Below are 26,858 nucleotides of genomic sequence, written 5' to 3' on the forward strand. Positions count from 1 at the left end.
AGTTATCGGCAAGGCGACGGGGGCAATAGTGCATCGCTGCCCGGGGAGAGCTCGGCATAAGCCGTAAAACCACTGCGCAGGGAAGGCCGGTTGTTTGGCCTCACCTGTATGCCGCCGTGCACATTCTTTGTACCACCTTCGCACCGTGGACCGTGGGTGCCCGGCCGGCACTCGGTCTTCCCTGCGCCCTCTGACAGAGGAGGGTGTCGTGACCAGGCAAAGCTCGGGCATATTCCGCCGCGAGGACGCGAAGGCGTGTCTGCGCGTTGAATGCCAGCTGAAAGAGCGGCGCGACTGCCTCGTACTCCGTCATTGCGAGCGCAGCGAAGCAATCCAGAGTCTTTCCGCGGTGGGATTCTGGATCGCGTCGCTGCGCTCGCAATGACGATCGTGGCGGCACCGGGCACTGTACCATACGCTTTCGGCGCTGCGCCGCGTGCGGGACACGAGAGCGCGGCCACAAATCGACCAATGTGGCGAGATCGCATCGATCCAGCAAAAAATCCTCTGTCGACGGTTGCGCGCCGCACCTTGATGAATCAACCTTGGTTGGTCCATAAGCGGCGTCCCGCGGCCGGGTTCGCCCTGCGTCGCGTGTTAGGATAGAGGGGTTCTCGCGTGGCAAATATCAACCAGAAGATTGCGCAGGAGCTTGGGGTCCGGGCGGAGCAGGTCGAGGCGGCGGTGACGCTGCTCGACGGCGGCGCCACGGTTCCCTTCATCGCCCGCTACCGCAAGGAAGCGACCGGTGCGCTCGATGACGCGCAATTGCGCACCCTGGAGGAGCGCCTGGTCTACCTGCGCGAGCTCGAGGATCGCCGCAAGGCCATCCTCGAATCGGTCCGCGAGCAGGGCAAGCTCGACGCCGCGCTGGAAGCCACCATCATGGCCGCGGACAGCAAGGCCCGGCTCGAAGACATCTACCTGCCGTTCAAGCCGAAGCGCCGCACCAAGGCCGAGATCGCCAAGGAAGCCGGCCTCGAGCCGCTCGCCAATCAGCTCCTCGCCGAGCCGGGCAACGATCCGAAGGTCGTAGCGGAAGGCTTCATCAATGCCGAGAAGGGCGTCGCCGATGCCGCCGCCGCGCTCGATGGAGCCCGCGCCATCCTGGTCGAACGCTTCGACGAGGACGCCGACCTGATCGGCGCGTTGCGTGAGGAGATGTGGACCAATGCACGCATGACCTCCAAGGTGCGCGACGGCAAGAAGACCGAGGGCGAAAAGTTCGCCGACTATTTCGATTTCTCCGAGCCGCTGACCAAGCTGCCGTCGCACCGCATTCTCGCGATGTTCCGCGGCGAGAAGGAAGAAATCCTCGACCTGCAGATTCAGCCCGACGCTGAGGCGCCGCCGCCGGGCGTGCCCAGTGCCTATGAACTCAAGATCATGAAGCTCTTCGGGATCGCCGACCTCAAACGTGCCGGCGACCGCTGGCTGCTCGACACCGTGCGCTGGGCCTGGCGCACCAAGATCCAGGTGCATCTCAACATCGACCTGCGCATGCGGCTGTGGAACTCGGCCGAGACCGAGGCCGTGCGCGTGTTCGCCTCGAACCTGCGCGATCTGCTGTTGGCGGCGCCCGCCGGCACCCGCGTCACCATGGGTCTCGATCCCGGCTACCGCACCGGCGTCAAGGTCGCCGTCGTCGATGCGACCGGCAAAGTGGTCGATACCACCGCGATCTATCCGCACGAGCCGCAGCGGCAATGGAACGAGTCGCTGGCGACGCTCGGCCGGCTCGCGATGAAGCATCGCGTCGAGCTGATCGCGATCGGCAACGGCACCGCCTCGCGCGAGACCGACAAGCTCGCGACCGAGCTGGTCAAGGGGCTCGCCGAGCTGAAGATGAACAAGATCGTGGTGTCGGAAGCCGGCGCGTCGGTCTATTCGGCCTCGGCCTTCGCCTCGGAGGAGTTGCCCGGCCTCGACGTCACGCTGCGCGGCGCGGTCTCGATCGCGCGGCGCCTGCAGGATCCGCTCGCCGAGCTGGTCAAGATCGAGCCGAAGGCGATCGGCGTCGGCCAGTATCAGCACGACCTCGGCCAGGCCAAGCTCGCCAAGTCGCTCGATGCCGTGGTGGAAGATTGCGTGAACGCCGTCGGCGTCGACGTCAACACCGCCTCCGCGCCGCTGCTCGCGCGGGTGTCGGGTGTCGGCTCCGGCCTTGCCCAGAGCATCGTCGCGCATCGCGACGCCAACGGCCCGTTCAAGTCGCGCAAGGCGCTCAAGGACGTGCCGCGGCTCGGGCCGAAGGCGTTCGAGCAGTGCGCCGGCTTCCTGCGCATCCTCGGCGGCGAGGACCCGCTCGATGCCTCCGGCGTGCACCCGGAAGCCTATCCCGTGGTGCGCCGGATTCTCGAAGCAACCAAGAGCGACATCAAGACGCTGATCGGCTCTGGCGAGCTCGTGCGCACGCTGAAGCCGAAGGATTTCGTCGACGAGACCTTCGGTCTGCCGACCGTCACCGACATCCTGCGCGAATTGGAAAAGCCCGGCCGCGACCCGCGTCCGGCGTTCAAGGCCGCGGTGTTCAAGGAAGGCGTCGAGGAGATCAAGGATCTCCAGAAGGGCATGATCCTCGAGGGCACCGTGACCAACGTCGCCGCGTTCGGCGCCTTCGTCGACATCGGCGTGCACCAGGACGGCCTCGTCCACATCTCGGCGATGTCGAAGAATTTCATCAAGGATCCGCGCGAGGTGGTGAAGCCCGGCGACATCGTCAAGGTGAAGGTGCTGGACTTCGAGGTCGCCCGCAAGCGCATCTCCCTGACCCTGCGGCTCGACGACGAGGTCGGCGCCAAGAAGGACGCCCCCGGCATGCAGCGGGACAACGGCTCGCGCAACCCGAGCCGCATGACCTCGTCCGCGCCGCGCAAGCAGGAATCTTCCAGCGGCGGCGCGCTTGCCGAAGCCATGCGCCGTGCCGCCGAGAAGAGCGGCAAGCGGGCGTGAGTCTTCAACCTCTCTCCGCTCTTTGCGGGGAGAGGCTAGCTGCTCGACGTATGGAGAACTCTCTCCACGTCGTCATTGCGAGCGCAGCGAAGCAATCCAGTCCGCCGCGAAAACGGTCTGTATTGCTTGAGCTCCGCTTCCTAACTTCCGCGTCAGAATCTGGCGCGTTTGTAAGTTGAAGGTGCCCGTCTCTTCCTCTCATCTCATCGTTCTGACGCGGCGACAATACCGCCGCGCAGCACGGAGGATGCTTCGATGGACAACAGGCTTCTCAAAGGCCTCACTGCGGTGACGGTCGCCGCGGTGATGGCGCTCTCCTCCCCAGTGCTCGCCCGTGGCGGCTTCGGCGGCGGAGGTCACGGCGGCTTCGGCGGTGGTGGCCACTTCGGTGGTGGCGGCATGCATGTCGGCGGTGGCGGCATGGGTGGCGGGGGCATGCGATTTGGCGGCATGGGCGGCGCCCATTTCGGTGGGGCCCGCTTCGTCGGTTCGCCAATGGCCGCTCGCGCCGCCATCGGCCCCCGGTTTGCCGGAGCTCCGCTGGCGACCCGCGCTGCCTTTGGACCGCGGTTTGCCGGCACGGGCTGGCACGGCAGGTCCTTCATCGGCCGCCACGCCTTCTTCCGGCACCACCATCGCTTCTTCTTCGGAGCACCTTTCATCTACGCCGGCTACTATGACGGCTGCTGGCGCAGGAGCTGGACGCCGTGGGGATGGCAATGGGTCAATGTGTGCGGAGACTACTGGTAGTCGCATCGCCGTACCGCACCATTGTCGCGATCGCCGCCGGGCAGTTCCGCTCAGCCCCGGAACGGGATAGTCTGGCGGCGATCGTCGCGCGGAGTTTTGCATGACCGGAGGTCACCGCCGCATCCTGGTCGTCGAGGACGATCCGGAAACCGCAGGCCAGCTCGTCGAGGAGCTGACGACCTCGGGCTACGACGTCGATCTCGCCGCCACCGGCCGCGAGGCCCTCAGCCACGGCGCCGCGCGCGACTATGCCGTGATCACCATCGACCGCATGCTGCCCGACATCGATGGCATCACCGTGATGCGCCAGTTGCGCGACGACGGCATCGCCGCGCCCTTCCTGATCATCTCCGCACTCGGCGAGGTCGACGATCGCGTCCGAGGCCTGCGCGCCGGCGGCGACGACTACCTGGTCAAGCCGTTCTCCTTCGTCGAGCTGCTGGCGCGGCTGGAGGCCCTCGGCCGCCGCAGCGACACCATCGCCAAGGAGACGCTGCTGCGCGTCGGCGACCTCGCCATCGACCTGATCGCACGCAGCGCCAGCCGCCGCGGCCGCAAGATCCCGCTGCTGCCGCGCGAATTCCAGCTGCTCGAATATCTCGTCCGCAACGAGGGCCGCGTCGTCTCCCGCGCCATGCTGCTCCAGCACGTCTGGGACCTGCATTTCGACCCCTCCACCAACATCATCGACGTCTATGTCGGGCGCGTTCGCCGCAAGGTCGATGACGCCCAGGCCTATCCGCTGATCCACACCATCCGCGGCATCGGATATTGCCTCCGTGCTCCTGGCTAAGACCCTGCGCTCCTCGACCTTCCGCCTGGCGCTGATGGCGATTGCGGCATTCGGGCTGATCGTCGCGGCGATCATGGCTTACGTCTATGTCGGAACGCTCGCCTATGTGGAGCGCCGGCTCGGCGCTGCCGTCGATCACGATGGCTTCACCGGCATGATCGAGCTCGCGATGGTCGCGGTCGCCGTGCTGCTCCTCGTCCTCGCCGGACTGGCGGCGGTGCTGGTGACACGGCGCACGGTCGGCCGGATCGAGGAGATCAACGCGACCAGCCGTGCCATCATGCAGTCCGGCCTCGACCGGCGCATTCCGCTGCGCGGCAGTCACGACGAGTGGGACCGTGTCGCCGAAAACCTCAACCAGATGCTCGACCGCATCGAGACGCTGATGGGCGAGGTCAAGCAGGTCAGCGACAATGTCGCTCACGATCTGCGCACGCCGCTGACGCGTATGCGCGGCCGGCTGGAGAAGGCCTATCACACCCCGCGCAACAGCGAGGCCGACGCGGCGCTGATCGGCGACACCATCGCCGATCTCGATGCCGTGCTCGGCATGTTCGCCTCCATCACGCGAATCTCTGAGATCGAGACCCGCGCACGCCGGAGCGCCTTTCGCGCGCTGAACCTGACCGAGATCGCCGGCGAGGTCGTCGAGCTCTACGACGCCGCCGCCGAGGAGGTCACAACCCGCCTCGGTCTCGATGGCGACCGCGAGGTGGCGATCACCGGCGACCGCGACCTGCTGTTCGACGCCGTCGCCAATCTCGTCGACAACGCGATCAAGCACGGCCGCAAGGGCGGGCAGGTGACGGTGACCTGCCGCAATGCCAATGGCGGCGCGGTGATCGCGATCGCCGACGATGGACCGGGCATTCCCACCGAGGCGCGCGATCACGTCTTCAAGCGCTTCTACCGGCTCGAGCAGAGCCGCTACACGCCGGGCAACGGCCTCGGGCTCAGCCTCGTCGCCGCCGTGGCGCGCCTTCATGGCGCCGAGATTGCGCTGCATGACAATGCGCCGGGGCTGACCGTGCGGCTCCAGTTTCCGCGTACCGGCCCCCAACTTGCATGATCGCACTGGTATCGAGTGGAAGTCCTGCAATGTCCCGCCTGCCAGACCTCGTCATCACCAACGCCCACACCCGCAGCCGCGAGGTCGTCGACATCGCCATCACCGATGGCGTGATCACCGCAATCGGCGGCCGGCCGGAGACTGGCGCCCAATCCTTCGTCGATGCCAAGGGCGGTCTGGTCACGCCCGCTTTCGTCAATCCGCATCTGCATCTCTGCAAGGTCTGGACCCTGCCGATGATGTCGGAGGCGGCATTGGAGGCCTATCAGGGCGGCGGCATGAGCGAGGCGGCCAAGGCGGTCGAGCTCGCCGCGGTGGTGAAGAACAACTATGACGCGTCCTGGATCGTCCCGAACGCGCGGCGCGCGGTGGCGCTCGCCGCGCTCCACGGCAATCTCCACATTCGCGCCTTTGCCGATGTCGACACCAAGGCGCGGCTCGAAGGGGTCAAGGCATTGCTCGCCATCCGCGAGGAGTTTCGCGGCATCGTCGATGTCCAGGTCGTGGCGTTCCCGCAGGACGGCCTGTTTCGCGAGCCCGGCGCGGCCGACCTGATGCGCAAGGCGATGACGCTCGGGGCCGACGTCGTCGGCGGTATTCCGTGGATCGAGCCCGATGAAGAGGACATGCGCCGCCATGTCGCGTTCTGCTTCGACCTTGCGGCCGAGCACGGAGCCGAAATCTCGATGCTGCTGGATGACGTAGGCGATGCCGATATGCGCACGCTCGACATGATGGCGCGCGCGGTGATCGCCCGCGGTGTTGAGGGCCGGGCGCTCGCGCATCACTGCCGGGCAATGGCGCTCTATCCCGAAAACTATCTGCGGGAGCTGAAGGCCTTGCTCGGAGAGGCCCGCGTCAGCGTCGTCAGCAATCCCCACACCGGTCCGCTGCATGCGCGCGTGAAGGAGCTCCTGGCCGCCGACATCAATGTCTGCCTCGGCCAGGACGACATTTCCGACGCCTACTACCCGCTGGGTCGCAACAACATGCTGGAAGTGGCGTTCCTCGCCTCGCATCTGCTCTGGATGACCGGGGGGAGCGAGTTCGAGACGCTGTATGACATGATCACCACGCGCGCGGCGGCGGCGATCAACCTCGAACGCTACGGTCTCGGGCTCGGCTGTGCGGCCAATCTGGTCGTGCTCGAGCAAGGCGATGTCACCGAGGCGCTGCGTTTCCACAGCCCCCCGCGCGTCGTCATCAGCCACGGCCGCATCGTCGACACCGGCCGCATGCGCCAGCTGGCGCAGATTGCCGCCGGCGATTGATCCACGCGGCTCACAGCTCGATCACGCCGCGGCGCGCCGCATGCGCGACGGCGTCGGTGCGGCCGGTGGCATCCAGCTTGTCGAGCAGCGAGCCGACATGGAATTTCACGGTGTGCACGGAGATGCCGAGCTGGCGCGCGATCATCTTGTTGGACGCGCCCTCGGCCATCAGCGCCAGCACGTCGAGCTCCCGCTGCGTCAAGGCGATGTCCTCGGGCATGCTGCGTGCATCGCGGGCGACGACCGCCGCGGCGGCCCGCTCGCCGGGGGCGGCGAGGCGAATCCCGCCGACATTGCCGAGCAGCGTCGTCAGGCGATCGGCCAGCGCTGGATCGTCGATCTCCAGCGCGAGCACGATCTCGCTGGTCTTGTCCGCGCTCACGCCTCCGGCCTCTCGCCGACCGTGACCTTGAAGCTGACCGGCTCGCCGGCGCGGCGCACCGCGACATCGACCACGGCTCCGACGCTCGTCGGACCCAGCGTGCGCGACAGCGCGCGCACGCCTGACAGTTTCTGGTCGTTGACCGCGACGATCACATCGCCCTGGCGGATGCCTGCCGCGGCCGACGGACCGGCCTTGTCGACATTCATCACCATCGCGCCGATGCCGTCGTCGAGCCGCACCGGCTGGAGCCCGAGGCCGAGATATCCGCGGGCGATGCGGCCGCGCGTCTCGAGTTGCGGAGCGATACGCTCGATCGTCGCGGTCGGAATGACGAGCACCCGCCGCGGCCCGAGCACGGCCATGCCAAAGGCGTCACCCGATGCGTCGAGCGCCAGGCCGCCCTGCTGGCTTTCGCGCAGGCGGACGTCCAGCTCGATCCGGGCATCGATGTCGCCCCCGCGCAGGGAGCGCCAGCTCTTGCCGGACGCCGATACCATTCCGAGCGCGGCGCTCGGCGTCTCGCGATGGGTGGCAACCACGATGGACAAGGCGCCGAGCGGCGGGACTGTGGTTGCGAGCTTGATAGGCGCGATAGCGGCCTCACTGCGCAGCAGCGCGATGTCGGTCGTGTGGTCGCGGCCGGCGATCGTGGCGGCGACCCGGCCGCCATCGGCGAGGCCGATCTCGACATCGCCCTCGTCGGCCAGTGCCTCGTCGGCGGTGACGATCAGGCCGCTCTTCCAGACGAAGCCGGTCGAGCGGGAGCGATGCGAATGCACGGTGACCACGGACGGCGCGGTGCGCGCCACCAATTCCGCGAGCGCGGACGACAGTGAGGACAGGGGACTGAGATCAGTCATGGCGGGCTCCTGTAAGTTGTCCTCAATCTGGGATGCCGCGGGCGATTGCGAAACTGGCCGGGTGGCCAGGAAACAGGCAGGCCCCCGTAGGACCACGGCCGACGAACATGTGATTGGGAGCGCCTCACGGGAACGTGTAGCAATCCCGAAATTGCGCCTATGGCCTCCAGTTTTCAGCGAGCCCCGACTGATGACCATCGACCTCACCCGCCGCACCCTGCTTCACCTCGCCGGTGCTACCTCGCTCGCGATGGCGGCCGCAGCCGCAGCGCGTGCCGAGGGCAACCCGCAGGGCGTCGGACCGACCTATGCCAGCCGCACGCCGATGCGAGTCGGCATGGTGACGCTGCGGGTCAAGAATCTGGATACGGTTGCCGACTACTACCGCGACGTGATCGGGCTCACCGTGATGGAGCGCTCGTCGGCCGCCGCGAAACTCGGCACGGGCGGCATCCCGCTGCTGGTGCTGGAAGCCCGTCCCGATGCCGCGATTGAATCGCGCAGCGCCGCCGGCCTCTACCACACCGCCTTCCTGATGCCGACCCGCAAGGACCTCGCGCGCTGGCTGGTCCACGCCGCCTCGCACCGGGTGAAGCTGTCGGGCTTTGCCGATCACCTCGTCAGCGAATCCGTCTATCTCGACGATCCCGAAGGCAACGGCATCGAGGTCTATGCCGACCGCGATCCCTCGCAATGGCAGTGGAGCGAGGGCAGCGTGAAAATGGCGACCGACGAGCTCAACATCCCCGACCTCTTGTCGCTGACAAATACGCGCGTGCCTGATTATGCCAAGGCGCCGGACGGAATGCGCGTCGGACACATGCATTTGCGGGTCGGCGATCTCGCGCAGGCCGAGAGCTTCTATCACGGCGCGATCGGTCTCGACCCGACCCGCAAGCGCAACGGCGCGGCCTTCCTGTCGTCGGGCCGCTATCACCATCACCTCGGCATGAATGTCTGGCAGAGCGAGGGCGCCGGCCAGCGCGACGATTCGACGACCGGCCTCGCCTGGTTCTCGCTGGTGATGGCGAAGCAGGAACTGCTCGCCGCTCAGGAAGAGCGTCTGCGCAAGCGCGGCGTGAAAGTCACGGCGCTCGCGGACGGCGTGGAGGCGATCGATCCCTGGGGCACGCGGGTACGCTTGCTCAAGGTTTGATCGCCCGGGCGGGCATTGCTAATAGCTCTGGGGTGCCAGCTTCCGGAGCCCCCGACATGTCCGAATTCCACGGCGTCTTTCCCTACCTCGTATCTCCCGTTGATGCCCACGGCACGGTGCGGACGAGCGTGCTCGCAAAGCTCTGTGACGACCTGATCGGCGCCGGCGTACATGGATTGACCCCGCTGGGCTCGACCGGCGAGTTCGCCTATCTCAATGCCGCGCAGCGCCGGACGGTCGTGCAGACCACGATCGAAGCCGCGAAGGGCCGTGTGCCGGTCGTGGCCGGCGTCGCCTCCACCGCGACCGCGGATGCGGTGGCGCAGGCGAAGGCCTATCAGAGGCTCGGCGCCGACGGCATCCTCGCGATCCTGGAGGCGTATTTCCCGCTCGCCGATGCCCAGGTCGAATCCTATTTCCGCGCCATCGCGGATGCCGTGGACATTCCCGTCGTCATCTATACCAATCCGCAATTCCAGCGCTCCGATCTCACCCTCGACGTGATCGCGCGCCTCGCCGAGCATCCGCGCATCGGCTACATCAAGGACGCCTCGACCAACACCGGCCGGCTGCTCTCGATCATGAACCGCTGTGGCGATGGCTTGCGCGTGTTCTCGGCCTCCGCCCATATCCCGGCCGCGGTGATGCTGATCGGCGGGCTCGGCTGGATGGCGGGCCCGGCCTGCATCATCCCGCGCCAGAGCGTTAGGCTGTACGACCTCTGCAAAGCCGGCCGCTGGGACGAGGCCATGACGCTCCAGTGCCGGCTGTGGCGCATCAACGAGGCCTTCGCCCGCTTCAACCTCGCCGCCTGCATCAAGGCGGGCCTGTCGACCCAGGGCTACGACGTCGGCGATCCCGTCCCGCCACAGGCCGCGCTGACGGCCGAAGCGCGCAAGGTCGTGGAGGCGGCGCTGAGAGAGCTGGCGTGATTGACATGCCGAATCCTTGGATATCCCGCCCAAAACCGCGGCTGGCATGCTCCTGATCGATCCGCTAAAAGGCAGCCCGCAATTTCGAAAAGACCCTGAGGACCCCACGGAATGAACATTCTTCCCGGCAATTTGCGTTTCGGAGCGGGCCAGCCCGTCAAGCGTTTGGAAGACCAGCGGCTGCTGACCGGGAAGGGACAATTCATTGACGACAAGGCGGAGGACGGCGCGCTGTGGTTGTACGTGCTGCGCTCGCCGCATGCGCATGCGAAGATCGTCTCGATTGACACCAGCTCTGCGGCCGCGATGCCCGGCGTGACCGCGGTCTACACCGGTGCCGACCTCGTCAGGGACGACATCGGCGCCATCCCGACCTTGAGCATCTTCAAGCGCCCCGACGGCAAGCCGATGACGGTGCCGCCGCGCCGCCTGCTCGCCCATGAGATCGTGCGCTACGCCGGCGAAGCGGTGGCGGCCGTGGTGGCTGCCTCCCGCGCGGAAGCGCAGAGCGCGGCCGAGGCGATCGTGATCGAATACGACGTGCAGCCCGCAGTGGTGGATCCCGTCGAGGCCGTAAAACCCGGCGCACCTGTGGTGTGGCCCGAGGCGCCCGACAACATCGTCGGCGCGATGTCATACGGCGATGCCGCCAAAGTCGACGAGGCATTCGCCAAAGCCGCGCACACGGTCGAGCTCGATCTCGTGAGCCAGCGCCTCGTGCCCTCCGCGATGGAGCCGCGCTCGACCATCGCCGAGATCGACAAGAAGACCGGCCGACTGCTGCTGCATGTGCAATCGCAGACTCCGGCCTCGACCCGCGACGTGCTGGCGGAAGCCGTGCTCAAGCGTCCCAAGGACAGCGTGCGGGTGCTGGTCGGCGACATCGGCGGCGGCTTTGGCCAGAAGACCAACCTGTATCCCGAGGACGGCATCGTCGCCTACGCCGCGACCAAGCTGAACAGGAAGATCCGCTGGCGCGGCGACCGCACCGACGAGTTCCTCGGGGGCACCCATGGCCGCGATCTGACCTCGACCGCCTCGTTCGCACTCGACGACAAGGGCAAGGTGCTGGCCTATCGCGTCAAGTCGATCGGCTGCACCGGCGCGTACTCGTCGGGTGCGGCCAACATCATCCCGCTGGTGCTCGGGCCGTTCGTGCAGACCGGCGTCTACGACCTGCCGCTGGTGCATTTCGAGGTGCAGTCGGTGATGACCCACACCGCGCCCGTCGGCGCCTATCGCGGCGCTGGCCGGCCCGAGGCGGTCTTCATCGTCGAGCGCCTGTTCGACGCCGCCGCGCGAAAAATCGGCATGGATCCGCGTGCGATCCGGAAAGCCAACTACATCAAGCCGACGCAGCTGCCCTACACCAACGCGGCGGGGCAGGTTTACGATTCCGGCGCCTTCGCCCACATGCTCGACCGGGCCGTGAAGCTCGCTGACTGGGACGGCTTTGCGGCGCGCAAGAAGGCCGCCAAGAAGAAGGGCCTGCTCTACGGCCGCGGGCTCACCTCCTATATCGAGTGGACCGGCGGCCGCGCCCACACCGAGAAGGTCAGCCTGCACGCGACCTCGCAGGGCCGCGTCGTGCTGCATTCCGGCACCATGGCGATGGGGCAGGGGCTGCAGACCACCTACACCCAGATGATCTCCGACTCGCTCGGCATTCCCGTCGACAAGATCGACGTCGTCCAGGGCGACACCGATCTCGCCATGGGTTTTGGCAGCGTGGGCTCGCGCTCGCTGTTCGTCGGCGGCACTGCCGTTGCGGTCTCCTCCAGCGATCTGATCCAGAAGGCGCGCGAGAAGGCGGCCAACGTGCTGGAGACCTCGGTCGAGGACATCGAGTACCAGGGCGGCATGCTCACCGTGGTCGGCACCGACCGCCGCATCAGCCTGTTCGACCTCGCCGAGAAGGAGAGCGGCGCCAAGCTCAGCGTCGATTCCGAGGGCGAGGTCGACGGGCCGAGTTGGCCGAACGGCACGCATATCTGCGAGGTCGAGATCGACCCGGAGACCGGCGTGTCCAAGGTCGTGCGCTACACCACGGTCGACGACGTCGGCGTCGCCGTCAACCCCATGCTGGTGACTGGCCAGATCCATGGCGGGGTCGCGCAAGGAATCGGCCAGGCGCTGTATGAAGGCGTCTCCTACGATGCCGACGGCCAGCTCCTCACCGCCAGCTACCAGGACTACTGCATCCCGCGCGCCGACGACGTTCCGCCGATCGTGGTGACGCTCGACGATTCCGCGCCCTGCCGCACCAATCCGCTCGGCGCCAAGGGCTGTGGCGAATCCGGCGCCATCGGCGGCCCTCCTTGCGTCACCAACGGGGTGATGGACGCGCTTGCCCAGCTGGGCATCACCCAGCTGAATACGCCGCTGACACCGCAGAAGATCTGGCAGGCGATCCGGGACGCGAAGGCGGCGGGTTAACACCACCATGTGCACCGTCGTTGCGAGCGCAGCGAAGCAATCCCAGATTCCGTCCGCGGAAAGATTCCGGATTGCTTCGTCGCAAGGGCTCCTCGCAATCGGTGGGGAGAGTCGTAGCCCTCAAATCCCCAGCATCATCTTCGCGATGATGTCGCGCTGGATCTCCGAGGTGCCGCCGAAGATGGTATAGGCTCGCCCGTTGAGATATTCCGGCACCACCGTCAGCATGTCCTCAGGCGTCGCCGGCTCGTGATTGAGCTTGTAGAGCGGGCGCATCGGCTCGACGGCAAGGGCGTCGTGGCCGATCACGTCGACCCCCAACCGCGTCACGGCCTGGCGGATCTCGCTGTTGCGCAGCTTCAGGATCGACGACACCGCACCGGGATTTTGCCCGGTCTGCAGCGCCGAAAGCACGCGCAGCTCGGTCATCTCCAGCGCGTCGATGTCGACTTCAACTTCCGAGATGCGGGTGGCGATGTCAGGGCTGTCGATCGCGCGCCCGGTCAAATCGGATGCAGCAAGATCGGCGATCGCCTTCAGCCCCTCGCGCAGCTTTGCCGAGGCAATGCCGGAGCCGCGTTCGAACTCCAGTAGATATTTGCCGTAGGTCCAGCCCTTGCCTTCCTCGCCGACGCGGTTGGCCACGGGCACGCGGACGTCGTCGAAGAACACCTGGTTGACCTCGTGGTCGCCGCCGATGGTGAGGATGGGTCGCGTGGTGATGCCCGGCGTCTTCATGTCGATCAGGATGAAGCTGATGCCGTCCTGCTGCCGCGGCCCGTCGCTGGTGCGCACCAGCGCGAACATGCGGTTGGCATGATGGGCATGCGTGGTCCAGATCTTGGTGCCGTTGATGACGTAGTCGTCGCCGTCGCGCACCGCGCGCGTCTTCAGCGAGGAGAGGTCGGAGCCCGAGCCCGGCTCTGAGTAACCTTGGCACCAATAGTCTTCACCCGAAAGAATTCGCGGCAGGTAGAAATTCTTCTGCTCGGGAGTGCCGAAGCCGATGATGACGGGCCCGACCATCTTCACGCCCATCACGTTGACATTGGGCACGCCGGCGCGTGCGCACTCGGTCTCGAAAATCCAGCGCTGCGCCGGCGTCCAGTCGGGACCGCCATATTCGACCGGCCAGCCCGGCGCGCCCCAGCCTTGCCTGTGCAGCGCGCGCTGCCAGGCCATGCCGATGTCGGGGTCGGAGAACACCGACGGCGTCAACGCGGCGGCGCGCTTCATCTCGTCCGTGAGATTCCTGGCGATGAAGCCGCGCACCTCGCTCTGGAAGGCGCACTCCTCGGCATTGAACGTGAGGTCCATGAGGCTCTCCCAGTGTCAGGCCGAGCGGCCGAGCTGCGCGTGGCGGGCATAGTGATGCGCGCTGCCGCCGAACAGCGTGTCGAAGGCGACAAGCCGCTTGAAATAGGCGCCGACCTCGAGCTCCTCGGTCACGCCCATGCCGCCATGAAGCTGGATCGACTGCTCGCCGACGAAACGCGCGCATTTGCCGATCTTCGCCTTCGCACCCGAGGCGGCGCGCGCGCGCTCGACCGGCGCCGTATCCACCTTCAACGCAGCCCGCAGCGCCATCGAGCGCGACTCGTCGACCTGCATCGCCATGTCGGCGAGGCGATGACGGATCACCTGGTTGGCCGAGAGCGGCCGGCCGAATTGTTTGCGGATCTTGGTGTATTCCAGCGTGGTATCGAGCAGCGTCTGCATGATGCCGACGGCTTCCGCACCAAGCGCCGCCATGGCGCGGTCGACGGCCCATTCGATCGCGGGCAGCGCGCCGTGTCCATCGCCGAGCAGGGCGTCTTCGCTCAGATGCACGTCAGATAGTTCGATGTTGCAGGCGTGCCCGCCGCCAAGGCGGGGATAGTCGCTGATGACGAGGCCAGGTGCGGTCGCCGGCACCAGGAAGAGCCCGATTCGCCCCGAGGGCCCGTGATGATCATGGATGAGCGCAGAGACGATGATCTCGTCGGCGGCGTGCCCGTCGAGCACGGCTATCTTGTGCCCGGCAAGGCGCCAGCCTTGCGCCGTCTTGTTGGCGGTGGTCGCAACCCTGGCGAGATCGAACCGCGCGGCGCGCTCGGAATGCGCGACGGCGAGCTTCAGTGAGCCGTCCGCAACCTTCGGCAGGAATCCCTGCTTCTGGGCTGCACTGCCGCATCGGTCGATCAGCGCCGCGCCCAGCACCACTGTTGCGACATAGGGCTCCGATACCAGCCCGCGCCCGAAGGCCTCCATCAAAATGCCGATCTCGACCGCGCCGCCGCCGAGCCCACCGAACTCTTCGGCGATCGGCAGCGCCAGCCAGCCGAGCTCGGCGAACTGCTTCCAGACATCAGGGCTGTAGCCGAGCGGATCGTTCGCCATCTTGCGGCGGTGGTCGGCATCGTAGCTTTCGGCCACGAAGCGCTCCGCGCTCTCGCGCAACAGCCGCTGCTCGTCACTGAGGGTCAGGTCCATCGCATTTACTCCGCGGCCGCCGGCGGCTTGCGCACCGAGGGATGCAGGCCGGATGGGTCGACGATCATGCCGAACTCCTGCAGATTATGAGCGTGACAGAGCTGATGCAGCGCAAAGGCCTGATCGATCGCGGCGGGCTGGCCCATGACGTCGACCGAGCGGTTCACGGCTTCCTTGGTCAGCTTCAGCGCGAAGGACGGCTTTGCCGCGATCCGGCGCGCCAGCTCCAGCACGCGCGCCGACAATTCCGCGCGCGGCACGACCTGGTTGACCATGCCGAGCTGGTGCGCCACCTCGGCGCTCCAGCTGTCGGCGGTGAACAAAAACTCCTTGGCCTTGCGCGGCCCGAGCTCCCAGGGATGCACGAACCATTCGACGCCGCAGACGCCCATGGTGACGACGGGATCGCAGAACTGCGCATCGTCGCTGGCGACGATGAGGTCGCAGGCCCAGGCCAGCATCAGGCCCCCGGCGATGCACTTGCCGTGCACCTCCGCGATGGTCGGTTTTGCCAGATTGCGCCAGCGCCGCGTGATCTGGAGGTAGATCTCCTGCTCGCGCGCGAAGCGGCCGTGGGCATTGGGTTCGGCGAAGCCGCCCCAATTTCCGATCGGCGGGAAATCGACGCCGGCGGCGTTCTTGCCGCCGGGACGCAGATCGTGGCCGGACGAGAAGTGCGGGCCGCTGCCGGCGAGAATGATGACCTTGACCGCATCGTCCTGCACCGCCGCATCGAAGGCGGCGTTGAGGTCGTAGGTCATTTGCAGGTTCTGAGCGTTGCGCGCCTCGGGCCGGTTCATCACGATCCGGGTGATCGCCGGCTCCGGCCGCTCCACGAGGATGGTCTCGAACGAGCTCATGGCGTTCCCCTTGGCGTTCCCTGGCGTTGATGGTCTTGTTGTGCCCGAGTTGACAATGTCGGCCGCTGATAGGCAAGAGGCTTGCGTCAGTCGGCCGCTTTTCGCGTTTGCAAGAGGTCTGGCGTCCCGCGCGCTCAATCTGGTAATTTGCGCCAGATTCCACCGGGAGAAATTTAATGCGCAAGATCCTCACCGTGCTGGCGGCGCTGGCCTCGCTGAGCCTCACCAATTGCGGCTACAACGCGATCCAGAGCGAGGACGAGCAGATCAAGGCCAACTGGTCCGAGGTCGTGAACCAGTATCAGCGCCGCGCCGACCTCGTGCCCAATCTCGTCAACTCGGTGAAGGGCTTTGCGCAGCAGGAGAAGGACGTACTGCTCGGGGTCACCAATGCCCGAGCCAAGGTCGGCAGCATCCAGGCAACGCCGGAGGTGCTGAACGACCCCGCAGCCTTCCAGAAATTCCAGGCCGCGCAAGGCGAGCTCTCCACCGCGCTCTCGCGCCTCCTGGTCGTCACCGAGAACTACCCGCAGCTGAAATCGGACGCGCTGTTCAAGGATCTGATGTCGCAGCTTGAGGGTACCGAGAACCGGATCACGGTGGCGCGCAACCGCTACATCAAGGCGGTGCAGGACTATAACGTCACCATCCGCTCGTTTCCGACCAATTTGACTGCGATGGCGTTCGGCTACAAGGAGAAGCCGAACTTCACGGTCGAGAACGAGAAGGAGATCTCGACCGCGCCGAAGGTGGATTTCAACCCGGCTCCCGCGCCGTCGAAGTAGCTGCGTTCGGCACAAATGCGCGCCACACCCACCGCCGTCATTCCCCGCGAAGGCGGGGAATCCAGTACGCCGCGGCTTCTCTGTAGTCCGCTGGCATCTCTGGAATACTGGATCGCCCGGTCCCGGCTCCGCCAAGGGCTTCGCCGGGCACTTGGTATTGGGCCGGCGAAGCGCCAGCGAAGACGGCAAGCCGGGCGATGACAGTGAACTTGTGGCGAACGATCATCGTATTCGCGCTGTTGCTTGGCTGGGCATTTCCCGCCTTCGCCGATGTCGCCGTTCCCCAGCTCACCGGCCGCGTGGTCGACCAGACCGGCACGCTCTCGAGCAGCGACGTCGCCTCGCTCACGCAAGAACTGCGTGACTTCGAGGCGCGCAAGGGCAGCCAGATCGCCGTCCTGATCGTGCCGACCACGCAGCCCGAGACGATCGAGCAGTTCTCGATCCGCGTTGCGGATGCCTGGAAGATCGGCCGCAAGAAGATCGACGACGGTGCGATCCTCATCGTCGCCAAGAACGACCGGCATTTGCGCATCGAGGTCGGCTACGGCCTCGAAGGCGCGCTGACCGACGTCACGTCGCGGCGCATCATCGACGAGATCATCACGCCGAAATTCAGGACGGGCGATTTTGCCGGCGGCATCAGCGATGGCGTCGAGCGCATGATGCGGGTGATCGACGGCGAGCCATTGCCCGTTCCTTCTCCCACCGTGAACTTCGGCAGCCTGGACGATCTCGCACCGCTGTTCATCGTGACGCTGTTCGTCTCGATCGGAATCGGCGGATTTTTTCGGGCCATGCTCGGGCGGCTGGTCGGATCATTGGCGACCGGGGGCATCATCGCCGTGCTGACCTGGCTCATTCTCGGCTCCGCTGCGCTAGCCATGGGGCTCGGTGCGCTCGGCTTCATCATTGGCTTCATCGCCGATCTGTTTTCGGCCATCACGCCCGGCATGGGCCGCTCGCGCGGCGGCTCCTGGTCGAGCGGCTCCTCGTCCGGCGGCTGGAGCAGCTCGTCAAGCGACAGCGGCAGCTTCAGCGGCGGTGGCGGCAGCTTTGGCGGCGGCGGCGCCTCGGGGAGCTGGTAGGACATGAGCCTCAAGCGTATTGCCAGACATCTCGTGCAGCACCATTGGCGGGTGAAGCAGATCTTCCCGCAAGCCGCGCTCGACCGCATTGAACAGGCGATCCGGCAGGGTGAGACCACCCATTCCGCCCAGGTCCGCTTCGTGGTCGAAGGCGCGCTCGACGGTCGCCCGCTGTTCCGCAACCAGCCGGCGCGCGAGCGCGCGATCGACCTGTTCTCGCATTTGCGCATCTGGGACACCGCGCACAACAACGGCGTCCTGATCTATCTCCTGCTGGCCGACCGCGACGTCGAGATCGTCGCCGACCGCGGCATCGACGCGAAGGTGGGCGCGGCGGGGTGGGAGACCATTTGCCGCGCGATGGAGGCCGAGTTCAGGTCCGGCCAGTTCGAGCGTGGGGTGATCGCCGGCATCGCGGCAGTGTCACGCGAACTGGCAAGGCATTTTCCTCCGCAAGGCCCGCATGCGAACGAGCTGCCGGATGCGCCGGTGGTGATGTAGTCCACCGCTCTAGCCACCATCATTGCGAGCGGAGCGAAGCAATCCAGAATCCCTCAGCGGAGACAGTCTGGATTGCTTCGCTGCGCTCGCAATGACGATGAGGATGCAGCGCGCTCCACTCTCTCACCGTCGCGCTCAGGCGCGAACACAGTGAGCCTCGAAGGGCGACGGCCCCGCTGCTGCCCGGCCGTTCATCCATCGAGGCTCTCCTTGCGGCACGTTGCGCCACAGGGTTCGCGCCTCAGAATGACGGGCGGGAATTGGGCTGTGTGGCGTCCATTGCGCCGCCGTTCATCTTGTCCCGATTACAAACTGTTTCACGCCCGCCACACCGGTTCCACGTTCCCGGCTCAATTCAGCCGCGGATGAGTTCCTAAAATTTCGGTAAGCGGGTCCGAAGGTAAGGATTTCGCAAGCAATGAAAGTTACCAAAAGGTCAATCCAGACTGGAGTATTTGAGCCGTGAGCGAACCAATGGCTGAGCAGGCTGCCCAGGATTCCGGTGCCGTCGAGGCCGCAGCGCCGCAGGCTGTCGCGGCGGCCGGGATCGAGGCCCCCTCGATCGCCCCCGACCACGAGGCGCCGCCGAAGCCCGAACCGATCAAAGTCGAGCCGCCAAGGATCGAGGTGCCGAAGTTCGAGGCCAGGGTTGAGCCGAAGGTCGAGACCAAGCCCGAGCCCAAACCCGGCAAGCTCATCGTCATGGCTCCCGCCGACCGCGCCTGGGAGCGCGAGGAGTTCGCTCCGCACGTGAAGGCGGACGAGCCGCGCGAGGCCGGCAGCAAGCGTCGCCTCTCGGCGATGGCCGCCGTGGTCGCGGTTGCCGCCTGCGTCGGTGCAATCAGCGGCGCGCTCGCGACCGCCGGCATGATGCACTTCGCTGTCCCGGCCGCCGCGCCGGTGCAGGTCGTCGACACCAGCGCGCTGGATGCGTCCGTCGCGCGGATCGATGCCGATCTCGTTGCGCTCAAGGCGAATGTCGAGCACTCCTCCAAGACCGGCCTCAGCCAGTTCAACCGGGCCAACGACCGTCTCGACAAGCTCGAGAAGGCGCAGGCCGAGCCGATGGCCAAGCTGGCAAGATTGTCCGAGACCGTCGACAAGCTTCGCGCCACGCCACCCGCTGCCCCCGCACAGGCCGCGGCAGTTCCCGCCCCCGCGAAGGAGACGACCGGCTCGATCTCGCCGGCGCAGGTTGCGACCGCTTCTGCCGTTCCGGCGCCCGTTCCCGCCGCGCCCAAGACCGAGGTCGGCCGTCTGCCGACGCTCGAAGGCTGGAGGCTGCGCGACGTCGCCAACGGCGGCGCGCTGATCGAGAGCCGCAACGGCCTCTATGAGGTCTATGCCGGCGATCCCATCCCCGGTGTCGGCCGCGTCGACGCGATCCGCCGCCAGGACGGCCGCTGGGTCGTCGTCACCACCAAGGGCCTGATCGTCGCACGCTGAGCGTTCGATATTCGACTTTCGAAAAGGCGCTTCACCTCGCTGTGAAGCGCCTTTTTGCTTGAATAGGCTCGCCCGCGCGGTGTTACCTGAGGCATGAGCCGGGCCTTGAGAATTGTCGTTGCTGTGGTCGCGTTGTTCGGCGGCGTCATGTCGCTCTGCGCGACCGAGACCGCGCAGCTCACGCGCGGCACGGCGATCACCGATCCCGGTCTCCTGCGCAAGCTCGACGAGCACGATGTGCTGACGATCTCGCGCCTGTTATGGCCGGAGCGCAACGCGAACTTTCCGCTGACGAACGATCTGCTGTTCTCGAGGTTGCCGCAGCTCAAGGACATTCCTGCCGCGGTCGACGCGGAGTTCGATCGCTACATCGCCCGGCAGAAAGCCGCCTGGCCGACCAAGACCATCGGCGTCGGCGAAGGCTTTGACGTGCAGCTGTTCGATCGGGCGGTGCTGAAATCCCCCAACACGCGCTTCGTACTGGCCGGCATCGTCAATCGCATGGATCGCGCCTATGTGTCGGAGGACTCCTGCGGCGAGATCCGCTTGATTTACCGGTTGACTCGCATCGATGCCGGGGCTGAAGGGGCCACGACGGCGACGCGCCTCCCCATGACGTTCAATCTGGTCATGAAGGCGCGCGACGCGCGCCAGACCGATGCGAGCGGCAGGCCGGTCAGTTGCGCCGAGGTCGCGCGGCGTTGGCTCGACAATGGCGACTGGCAGGGGCTGATCGGCGGCGGCTTCTATCCTTACGACGCGATGCTCGATCGCATCGAGACCAACATCCAGATCTCGATTGCACGGAAATCGGCGCTGCACGATTTCCGCTCCGACTATCTGCTGAAGGTCTTCAAGTACCACGCCACGACGAAGACGTTCGAGGAGTCCACGCTGGAGAACCAGATCGACCGCGACCGGATCCTTGCCGACAACGATCTCCGGCGCGATTTCAAGACCTGGCTGCTCGCGCCGGAAAATCTCCGCGAGTTCGATCGCGGCACAGTGCTGATCCCCGAGCAATTCCTCGCCAAGGCCGCGATAGTGCCGACGCCGACCGGCCTCGATGCTTCGCCATTGCAGCCGGAGTTCGGCATGATGCAAGGGGAAGAAAAAGGAGAGGGCAGAAGCGATCCCGTCTTCACCGACAACGACGTGGTCGGCGCGCTGAAGCAGGCGGCCGCGCGCGGGGACTTGCAGAACGTCCGCTCGGTCGCGGGCTTCCAGCGCCGTCTCAACGATGTCACCTGCGCCGGCTGCCACCAGACCCGAGGGATCGGCGGCTTCCATTTTCCGGGGGTGGATTGGCTCGCCGACAAGCCGTCCAATTCCACCATCGTGCCGGCCTCGCCGCATTTTGTCGGCGACCAGGTGCGCCGCCGCGACATCCTGACCGCGTTTGCCGCAGGGAAAAGCCCTGATTTCTCTCGCGGATTTGCCAGCCGGCCGCAGACCCGCGGCAGCGCGGAGCTGGCCGGCACCGAATATCAGGACGGCTGGGGCGCGCATTGTTCCCTGCAAGATGCAGGATCGCGAACGCGAGATGAGAGTTTTACGTCGTGGAGCTGTGCTACGGGCTTGACCTGTCAGGCCGCCGCGGCCTCGCGCCGCATCGGCATGTGCTTCATCAAGACGCATTAGGCCGCCTCCAACCTGGTTTGGATGACCCATGACGGACACGAGCGAAGCCAACAAGATGCGCAATCGCGAGATCGCGCGCAATGAGGAAGCCAAGCAGATCACCGGCAGCGCCCGCGTGAGCAGCTGGGCCGTCGCGGTGGTCGTGATCGTCGGCGGGATCCTGTTCACGCTCGGCTGGCTGGCGTTGAGGTAGCTTCTCTTCTCTCCCCGCAGGCGGGGAGAGGGGAAGAGAGCGTGCCTCACTTCACGTAATTCGTCATTCGTTTGCCCGGCAGCAACTCGTACGCCGGCTTCCAGCCGGGCAGCGCGGCCATGCGGCCAAGCCAGGCGTGGATGGCGGGATGACTCGTCGCGAAATCAAATCCGTGCTCATCACTCGGATAGTGCAGGTAGGCCATCATCGAGATGTCGACGACCGTCGGCTTCGTTCCGATCGCGAAGGCGTTGTGCTGGAGATGTCCGTCGAGAATGCCGAGGAAATCGTCGAGGCGCCGCCGGAAATGCTTCAGCACCTGCGGATCGTTCTTCTCGGTGAAGGCGCGCATGTAGCGATAGGTCGCCATGTAGCTGGTGAGCTTGTGGTTGTCCCAGAACAGCCAGCGCAGCAGCTCGAATTTTTCCTCCTCCGTCTCGGCGCCGAAACGGCCGTACTGCTCGGCGAGCTTCAAGAGGAGGGGCGCAGTCTGCGTCATCTTCACGCCGTCCACTTCGAGCACGGGAATCTCGCCCATCTCGTTGACGGACTTGCGCCACTCAGCCGTACGGGTGACGCCGCCGCCAAAGTCGGTCCATACCGGCTCGAACGTTTCGCCGCAAAGCGTCAGCATCAGCGCCAGCTTGTAGCTGTTGCCGGATTCGGGGAAGTAGTGCAGGCGGTAGAGCGGCATGGGATCTCGCGGCATTCATGAATTGCCGACTATTATAGCGGGATCGTCCCTCGCCGTCATTGCGAGCGCAGCGAAGCAATCCAGCAATGCATCCGCGCCGGGATTCTGGATTGCCCCGCTGCGGTCGCGATGACCGAGTTTGTCGAGCGCGCGCTCCTACCCCACCGCTCCCTTCGACCGCAGCTGCTTGATCGCCGCCTCGTCGTATCCCGCCCCGCGCAAAATCTCGTCACTGTGCTCGCCGACAGCGGGCGGCTTGCGCGGCTGCACCTTCTTGGCGCCGTCGACCCAGATCGGGCTGTTGATGGTGAGCATGGTGTCGTTCTCGAACGGCACCAGCACCTCGTTGTCGAGCATCTGCTTGTCGTTCGGGATGTCGTCGAGAATGGCGACGACGCCGAACACGAGGCCATTGCCGTCGAGGATTTTTCGCCATTCGGCGAGATCCTTCGTGGCGAAGGTCTCGTCCAGAATCCTGATCAGCTCGACCGAGCGGGCGTGGCGATCGGCCTTGGTGGCGAAGCGCGGATCATTGATCAGGTCTTCGCGTCCGAGGCATTTGGCCAGCGTCGGAAACTGCTTCTCCTCGTTCAGCAGCGACAGGATCAGCCAGCGGCCGTCCTTGCACTGGTAGTGATTGGCAACCGCGTTCAGCGCGCGCTCGCGCGGGCGCCGCTCGCCAAACTTGGCGCCGCAGAGCTTGGCCTGCGCCAGCACGCTCGCCGCCCACACGCCGTTCGCCATCAAATTGGAGGCGACATGCGAGCCCTTGCCGGTCTTCTCGCGCTGATACAGCGCCGTGACGATCGCGCTGTACAGGGCCATGGCGCAGGGGTGGTCGCCCATGCCGGCCACCGAGCGCGCCGGCGTGGTGTGGATGTCGGCGCGGACGAGGTCCATCAGGCCGGAGCGCGCCCAATAGGCGTTGCTGTCGAAGCCGGGCTTGTTGGCTTCCTCGCCCTTCTCGCCGTAGCCGGTGAAGGAGGCGTAGATCAGCCGGTCGTTGAGATGGGCGAGATGGTCATAGGTGATGCCGAGCTTGGCGCGCACCGGCGGCGGCATGTTGGTGATGAAGACGTCGGCTTCTTCGACGAGCTTGTAGAGCACGGCCTGCGCCTCGGGCTTTGCGAGGTCGAGCGCGATGCTCTTCTTGTTGCGGCCCTCGAGCAGCCAGGCGAAATTGTGCTCGCCGGTGGGATAACCGGGCAGGTTGGGCAGGTTGCGGTAGGGGTCCCCAGTGCCAGGCGGCTCGATCTTGATGACGTCGGCGCCGAAATCCGACAGCACGGTCGCGGCTGCGGGCGCTGCGATGAAGCTCGCGCAGTCCAGAACCTTCAGCCCTGCAAAAATGCCCTTTTCCATCGCGGCGTTGCTCCCTCGCTCTTGTCGTTTCCCGTGCGCTGGAATTGGCGCAGGCCAAGTCTTGGAGCATTAGACCGATGTTTTGCCGGGATGCAACGGCGCCCGGCGCAGGGCCTCACTCCTCCCCCGCAAGCAATGCCGCATTACCGCCGGCTGCTGCGGTGTTGATCGTCACGGTCTGCTCGGTCGCAAAGCGCGCGAGGTAGTGCGGGCCACCGGCCTTGGGGCCGGTTCCGGACAGGCCGTTGCCGCCGAACGGCTGCACGCCGACGACGGCGCCGATCATGTTGCGATTGACGTAGATGTTGCCGACCTGGACGCGCTCGATGATGGCCTCGATGGTGTCGTCGATGCGGGAGTGGACGCCGAGCGTGAGGCCGTAGCCGGTGCGCTCGATCGCCTGCAGCACGCGTTCGAGGTTCTCGGCGCGATAGCGCACCACATGCAGGATCGGGCCGAACACCTCCGCTGTGAGCTGGCCGGCGGCCCTGAGCTCGAAAATGTGCGGGGCGACGAAGCAACCCTCCGGAGCAGTGCCGGCAAAATGCAGCCGCGCCTCGCTCTTCATCCGCGCGACATGCGCATCGAGCCGTTGCTTGGCCTCGGCGTCGATCACCGGCCCGACATGGGTCGCGACCTCGGCGGGATCGCCGATTCTGAGCTCCCGCGCCGCGCCCGCGATCATCTCGATCATGCGGTCGGCGACGTCCTCCTGCACGAACAGCAGCCGCAGCGCCGAGCAGCGCTGGCCAGCGGAGCGGAATGCGGAGGTGACGACGTCGTCGGCGACCTGCTCGGGCAGCGCGGTCGCATCCGCGATCATGGCGTTGATGCCGCCGGTCTCCGCGATCAGCGGCACGATCGGCCCGTCCTTGGCGGCGAGCGTCCGGTTGATGCTGCGCGCGACCTCGGTCGAGCCGGTGAAGACGACGCCGGCGATATCCTGGTGCGCGGTCAGCGCGGCGCCGATGCGGCCGTCGCCGGTGACGAGATGCAGCGCGCTCCTGGGAATGCCGGCCTCGTGCAGCAGGGCGACCGCCTCGCGCGCGACGCGCGGGGTCTGCTCGGCGGGCTTTGCCACCACGCTGTTGCCGGCCATCAGTGCCGCCGTGACCTGGCCGAGGAAGATCGCCAATGGAAAATTCCAGGGCGAGATCGCGACGAAGACGCCGCGGCCGCGCAGGCCGAGCGCGTTGCTCTCGCCGGTTGGGCCGGGCATGGCGGCATCAACGCCGAACAACTTGCGGCCTTGCGCGGCATAATAGCGGCAGAAATCCGCGGCTTCGCGCAGCTCGGACAAGGCATCGTCGAGCGTCTTGCCGCCTTCGGCTTGCAGCAGCGCGATGAAATGCGCCCTGCGGCTCTCCAGCAGATGCGCGGCCTGCTCCAGCGCCGCCGCGCGCGTGCCCGCAGGCGTCCGGCTCCAGGCAGCAAAGCCTGCACGCGCTGCGGCGACTGCCGCATTGGCCTGCTCCGGCGTGGCGTCAGTGATCGGCTTGAGGTCGGCGGCCTCGGCCTTCACGTCCGTCAGCAACTGATCGAGCGCGGCGCGCGCGCCGAACTCGACGCCGCGCGAATTGCGCCGCTCCGGTGCGAACAGATCGCCCGGCAACGGGATCCTGGGATGCGCGGCCGCTTGCGGCCGGGCGATGGCATCTGCCGGCCGCTGCAACAGCGCCGGCACCGGCACGCGATAGTCGGCGGCCTGCGCCACGAAGGACGAGTTCGCGCCGTTCTCCAAAAGCCGCCGCACCAGATAGGCGAGCAGGTCGCGGTGGCTGCCGACCGGCGCATAGGTGCGGTAGGCGATATCAGGGTGGTCCTTGGCAAGCTGCTCGTACAGCGCCTCGCCCATGCCGTGCAGGCGTTGGAATTCGAAACCGCCGCTGCCGCCGGCCATCTCGAGCACCGTCGCGACCGTCAGCGCGTTGTGGGTGGCAAATTGCGGGAAGATGCGCGGCCGCAAGGCCAGCAGCTTCGTCGCGCAGGCGACGTAGTTCAGGTCCGTCATCGCCTTGCGCGTGAACACGGGGTAGCCGTCGAGCCCGCGCTCCTGCGCGCGCTTGATCTCGGTGTCCCAATAGGCGCCCTTGACCAGCCGCACCATCAGCTTGCGGTCATGCGCGCGGGCGAGCGCATCGACATAGTCGATCACCGCGCTCGCGCGCTTCTGATAGGCCTGGATTGCGAGGCCAAACCCGTCCCAGACCTTGAGCGAGGGATCGGCGAGCGTTGCCCCGATCACGTCGAGCGACAGCTCCAGCCGGTCGGCCTCCTCGGCATCGACAGTGAAGTTGAGGTCATAGGCCCTGGCACGCTGCGCGAGGTCCAGCAGCAGCGGCACCAGTTCGGCCATCACACGCTCGCGGCTGATCGCCTCAAAGCGCGGATGCAGCGCCGAGAGTTTGACGGAGATGCCGGGCCGGTCGGGCAGGGGATGGTTGCCGGCCGCCTTGCCGATCGTCTCGATCGCACTGGCATAGGCGTCGAAATAGCGTTTGGCGTCGGCAGCCGTGCGCGCGCCTTCGCCGAGCATGTCGAACGAATAGCGCGGCTTCTGGCCGGAGCGCGGGCGTCCCCGCTCCAGCGCCTGCTCGATGGTCTCGCCCAGCACGAAATGATTGCCCATCAGCCGCATCGCCTGGCGCGTGGCGGTACGCACGGCGGGGGCACCCAGTCGCTTCACCAGACGCCCGATGGTCCCGTCAGGCGTCTCCCCGGGCTGGATCACGCGCGCCGACAGGCCGAGCGCCCAGGCCGAGGCATTGACCAGGAAGGCCGTGGACTTGGTCTCGTGGTGGATGAAGTCGCCCTCGCCGAGCTTGTCCTCGATGAACTGGTCGGCAGTGCGCGCATCCGGCACGCGCAGCAGCGCCTCGGCCAGCACCATCAGCGCGAGGCCCTCCTTGGTCGAGAGCGCGAATTCCCGCAGCATGTCCTCGACGCCGCCGAGCCTGTCGTCGCGCTTGCGGATCGCCTCGATCAGCCGCGTCGCGGTGCGGTCGATCCGCGCCTCCTGCGGCGGGGACAGATGCGAGGCCGGCAACAGGCGCGCGGCGATCTCGGCATCGTCAGGGGCGTAGGGAGCTGTGAAGGGCGGCGGAAGGTTCGGCATGGCGTGTCCTGTGGGTGACATCAAGAATAAGGCCTGCGCTCCCGTAGTTCGATAGACAAATTAGCCGCTTTGCCTTAGGAAATGAAGAATAGAAACG

At 66.4% G+C, this 26,858-nt stretch carries 23 protein-coding genes; 15 read left to right on the plus strand and 8 right to left on the minus strand.

Annotation, left to right across the window (positions count from 1 at the left end; genetic code table 11):
• Positions 1 to 208: 208 nt before the first annotated feature.
• The 6 genes from ACRQ5Q_RS06265 to ACRQ5Q_RS06290 all read left to right on the plus strand — a co-directional run bounded on the left by ACRQ5Q_RS06265 (position 209) and on the right by ACRQ5Q_RS06290 (position 6,835).
• Complete coding sequence (locus ACRQ5Q_RS06265) at positions 209 to 385, plus strand: hypothetical protein (RefSeq protein WP_439370819.1); 177 nt, start codon at positions 209 to 211, stop codon at positions 383 to 385.
• 233 nt (positions 386 to 618) lie between these two features.
• On the plus strand, positions 619 to 2,952 hold the full coding sequence (locus tag ACRQ5Q_RS06270) for a Tex family protein (protein WP_439396516.1): 2,334 nt from the start codon (positions 619 to 621) through the stop codon (positions 2,950 to 2,952).
• Positions 2,953 to 3,207: 255 nt separating this feature from the next.
• Positions 3,208 to 3,702 carry a hypothetical protein gene (locus ACRQ5Q_RS06275; RefSeq protein WP_439370816.1) on the plus strand — a complete coding sequence of 165 codons (495 nt, stop codon included), beginning with the start codon at positions 3,208 to 3,210 and terminating at the stop codon, positions 3,700 to 3,702.
• A gap of 100 nt (positions 3,703 to 3,802) precedes the next feature.
• On the plus strand, positions 3,803 to 4,495 hold the full coding sequence (locus tag ACRQ5Q_RS06280) for a response regulator transcription factor (protein WP_183246543.1): 693 nt from the start codon (positions 3,803 to 3,805) through the stop codon (positions 4,493 to 4,495).
• Positions 4,482 to 5,564, plus strand: a complete 1,083-nt coding sequence (locus ACRQ5Q_RS06285; protein ID WP_439396518.1) for a sensor histidine kinase — start codon at positions 4,482 to 4,484, stop codon at positions 5,562 to 5,564. The genes ACRQ5Q_RS06280 and ACRQ5Q_RS06285 overlap by 14 nt, the downstream gene beginning before the upstream one ends.
• Positions 5,565 to 5,593: 29 nt before the next feature.
• The gene (locus ACRQ5Q_RS06290) at positions 5,594 to 6,835 is read left to right on the plus strand and encodes an amidohydrolase family protein (protein ID WP_439396520.1); all 1,242 of its coding nucleotides are present in this window, start codon (positions 5,594 to 5,596) and stop codon (positions 6,833 to 6,835) included.
• 10 nt (positions 6,836 to 6,845) lie between these two features.
• Here the strand turns inward: ACRQ5Q_RS06290 and ACRQ5Q_RS06295 are convergent, their stop codons facing one another.
• Together ACRQ5Q_RS06295 and ACRQ5Q_RS06300 are read right to left on the minus strand one after the other, a co-directional pair.
• Positions 6,846 to 7,217 carry a response regulator transcription factor gene (locus tag ACRQ5Q_RS06295; RefSeq protein WP_439396522.1) on the minus strand — a complete coding sequence of 124 codons (372 nt, stop codon included), beginning with the start codon at positions 7,215 to 7,217 and terminating at the stop codon, positions 6,846 to 6,848.
• Positions 7,214 to 8,080: a S1C family serine protease gene (locus ACRQ5Q_RS06300; RefSeq protein ID WP_439370810.1), complete on the minus strand. Its 867-nt coding sequence runs from the start codon at positions 8,078 to 8,080 to the stop codon at positions 7,214 to 7,216. The genes ACRQ5Q_RS06295 and ACRQ5Q_RS06300 overlap by 4 nt, the downstream gene beginning before the upstream one ends.
• Before the next feature lie 190 nt (positions 8,081 to 8,270).
• Between ACRQ5Q_RS06300 and ACRQ5Q_RS06305 the strand changes: the two genes are divergently transcribed.
• The 3 genes from ACRQ5Q_RS06305 to ACRQ5Q_RS06315 all read left to right on the plus strand — a co-directional run bounded on the left by ACRQ5Q_RS06305 (position 8,271) and on the right by ACRQ5Q_RS06315 (position 12,604).
• A complete protein-coding gene (locus tag ACRQ5Q_RS06305) occupies positions 8,271 to 9,236 on the plus strand; it encodes a VOC family protein (protein ID WP_439396523.1) in 966 nt (321 codons plus the stop codon).
• 56 nt (positions 9,237 to 9,292) lie between these two features.
• Entirely contained in the window at positions 9,293 to 10,168 is an 876-nt protein-coding gene (locus ACRQ5Q_RS06310) for a dihydrodipicolinate synthase family protein (RefSeq protein ID WP_439370807.1), read from the plus strand.
• Positions 10,169 to 10,279: 111 nt separating this feature from the next.
• The gene (locus ACRQ5Q_RS06315; protein ID WP_439396525.1) at positions 10,280 to 12,604 is read left to right on the plus strand and encodes a xanthine dehydrogenase family protein molybdopterin-binding subunit; all 2,325 of its coding nucleotides are present in this window, start codon (positions 10,280 to 10,282) and stop codon (positions 12,602 to 12,604) included.
• A gap of 120 nt (positions 12,605 to 12,724) precedes the next feature.
• On the opposite strand, the gene ACRQ5Q_RS06320 is transcribed toward ACRQ5Q_RS06315, so the two are convergent.
• The 3 genes from ACRQ5Q_RS06320 to ACRQ5Q_RS06330 are packed head-to-tail and all read right to left on the minus strand — an operon-like array spanning position 12,725 to position 15,936.
• Positions 12,725 to 13,921 carry an acyl-CoA dehydrogenase family protein gene (locus tag ACRQ5Q_RS06320; RefSeq protein WP_439396526.1) on the minus strand — a complete coding sequence of 399 codons (1,197 nt, stop codon included), beginning with the start codon at positions 13,919 to 13,921 and terminating at the stop codon, positions 12,725 to 12,727.
• 15 nt (positions 13,922 to 13,936) lie between these two features.
• Positions 13,937 to 15,076, minus strand: coding sequence for an acyl-CoA dehydrogenase family protein (locus ACRQ5Q_RS06325; protein WP_439370804.1), 1,140 nt, complete (start codon positions 15,074 to 15,076; stop codon positions 13,937 to 13,939).
• Positions 15,077 to 15,081: 5 nt separating this feature from the next.
• Positions 15,082 to 15,936 carry an enoyl-CoA hydratase gene (locus ACRQ5Q_RS06330; protein WP_439370803.1) on the minus strand — a complete coding sequence of 285 codons (855 nt, stop codon included), beginning with the start codon at positions 15,934 to 15,936 and terminating at the stop codon, positions 15,082 to 15,084.
• A gap of 176 nt (positions 15,937 to 16,112) precedes the next feature.
• Here ACRQ5Q_RS06330 and ACRQ5Q_RS06335 point away from each other — a divergent pair, with 176 nt between their 5' ends.
• From ACRQ5Q_RS06335 to ACRQ5Q_RS06360, 6 genes are all read left to right on the plus strand, one after another.
• Positions 16,113 to 16,721, plus strand: coding sequence for a LemA family protein (locus tag ACRQ5Q_RS06335; protein ID WP_439370802.1), 609 nt, complete (start codon positions 16,113 to 16,115; stop codon positions 16,719 to 16,721).
• A gap of 197 nt (positions 16,722 to 16,918) precedes the next feature.
• Positions 16,919 to 17,809, plus strand: coding sequence for a TPM domain-containing protein (locus ACRQ5Q_RS06340; RefSeq protein WP_439396528.1), 891 nt, complete (start codon positions 16,919 to 16,921; stop codon positions 17,807 to 17,809).
• Positions 17,810 to 17,812: 3 nt separating this feature from the next.
• Complete coding sequence (locus tag ACRQ5Q_RS06345) at positions 17,813 to 18,310, plus strand: TPM domain-containing protein (RefSeq protein ID WP_439396530.1); 498 nt, start codon at positions 17,813 to 17,815, stop codon at positions 18,308 to 18,310.
• A gap of 474 nt (positions 18,311 to 18,784) precedes the next feature.
• Positions 18,785 to 19,756 (plus strand): hypothetical protein, encoded by a 972-nt coding sequence (locus ACRQ5Q_RS06350; RefSeq protein ID WP_439396532.1) that lies wholly within the window; start codon positions 18,785 to 18,787, stop codon positions 19,754 to 19,756.
• A 93-nt stretch (positions 19,757 to 19,849) separates the two neighbouring features.
• Positions 19,850 to 21,397: a hypothetical protein gene (locus ACRQ5Q_RS06355; protein ID WP_439396534.1), complete on the plus strand. Its 1,548-nt coding sequence runs from the start codon at positions 19,850 to 19,852 to the stop codon at positions 21,395 to 21,397.
• 28 nt (positions 21,398 to 21,425) lie between these two features.
• Positions 21,426 to 21,590 (plus strand): hypothetical protein, encoded by a 165-nt coding sequence (locus ACRQ5Q_RS06360; RefSeq protein WP_439370793.1) that lies wholly within the window; start codon positions 21,426 to 21,428, stop codon positions 21,588 to 21,590.
• 46 nt (positions 21,591 to 21,636) lie between these two features.
• Here ACRQ5Q_RS06360 and ACRQ5Q_RS06365 read toward each other — a convergent pair whose 3' ends face one another.
• The 3 genes from ACRQ5Q_RS06365 to putA all read right to left on the minus strand — a co-directional run bounded on the left by ACRQ5Q_RS06365 (position 21,637) and on the right by putA (position 26,761).
• Positions 21,637 to 22,284, minus strand: a complete 648-nt coding sequence (locus ACRQ5Q_RS06365; RefSeq protein ID WP_439396536.1) for a glutathione S-transferase family protein — start codon at positions 22,282 to 22,284, stop codon at positions 21,637 to 21,639.
• Positions 22,285 to 22,440: 156 nt separating this feature from the next.
• A complete protein-coding gene (locus ACRQ5Q_RS06370) occupies positions 22,441 to 23,646 on the minus strand; it encodes a CaiB/BaiF CoA transferase family protein (RefSeq protein WP_439370790.1) in 1,206 nt (401 codons plus the stop codon).
• 115 nt (positions 23,647 to 23,761) lie between these two features.
• Positions 23,762 to 26,761, minus strand: a complete 3,000-nt coding sequence (gene putA, locus ACRQ5Q_RS06375) for a bifunctional proline dehydrogenase/L-glutamate gamma-semialdehyde dehydrogenase PutA (protein WP_439396537.1) — start codon at positions 26,759 to 26,761, stop codon at positions 23,762 to 23,764.
• Positions 26,762 to 26,858 lie beyond the last annotated feature (97 nt).

It is taken from the genome of Bradyrhizobium sp. PMVTL-01 (assembly GCF_051861855.1).
Lineage (GTDB): Bacteria > Pseudomonadota > Alphaproteobacteria > Rhizobiales > Xanthobacteraceae > Bradyrhizobium.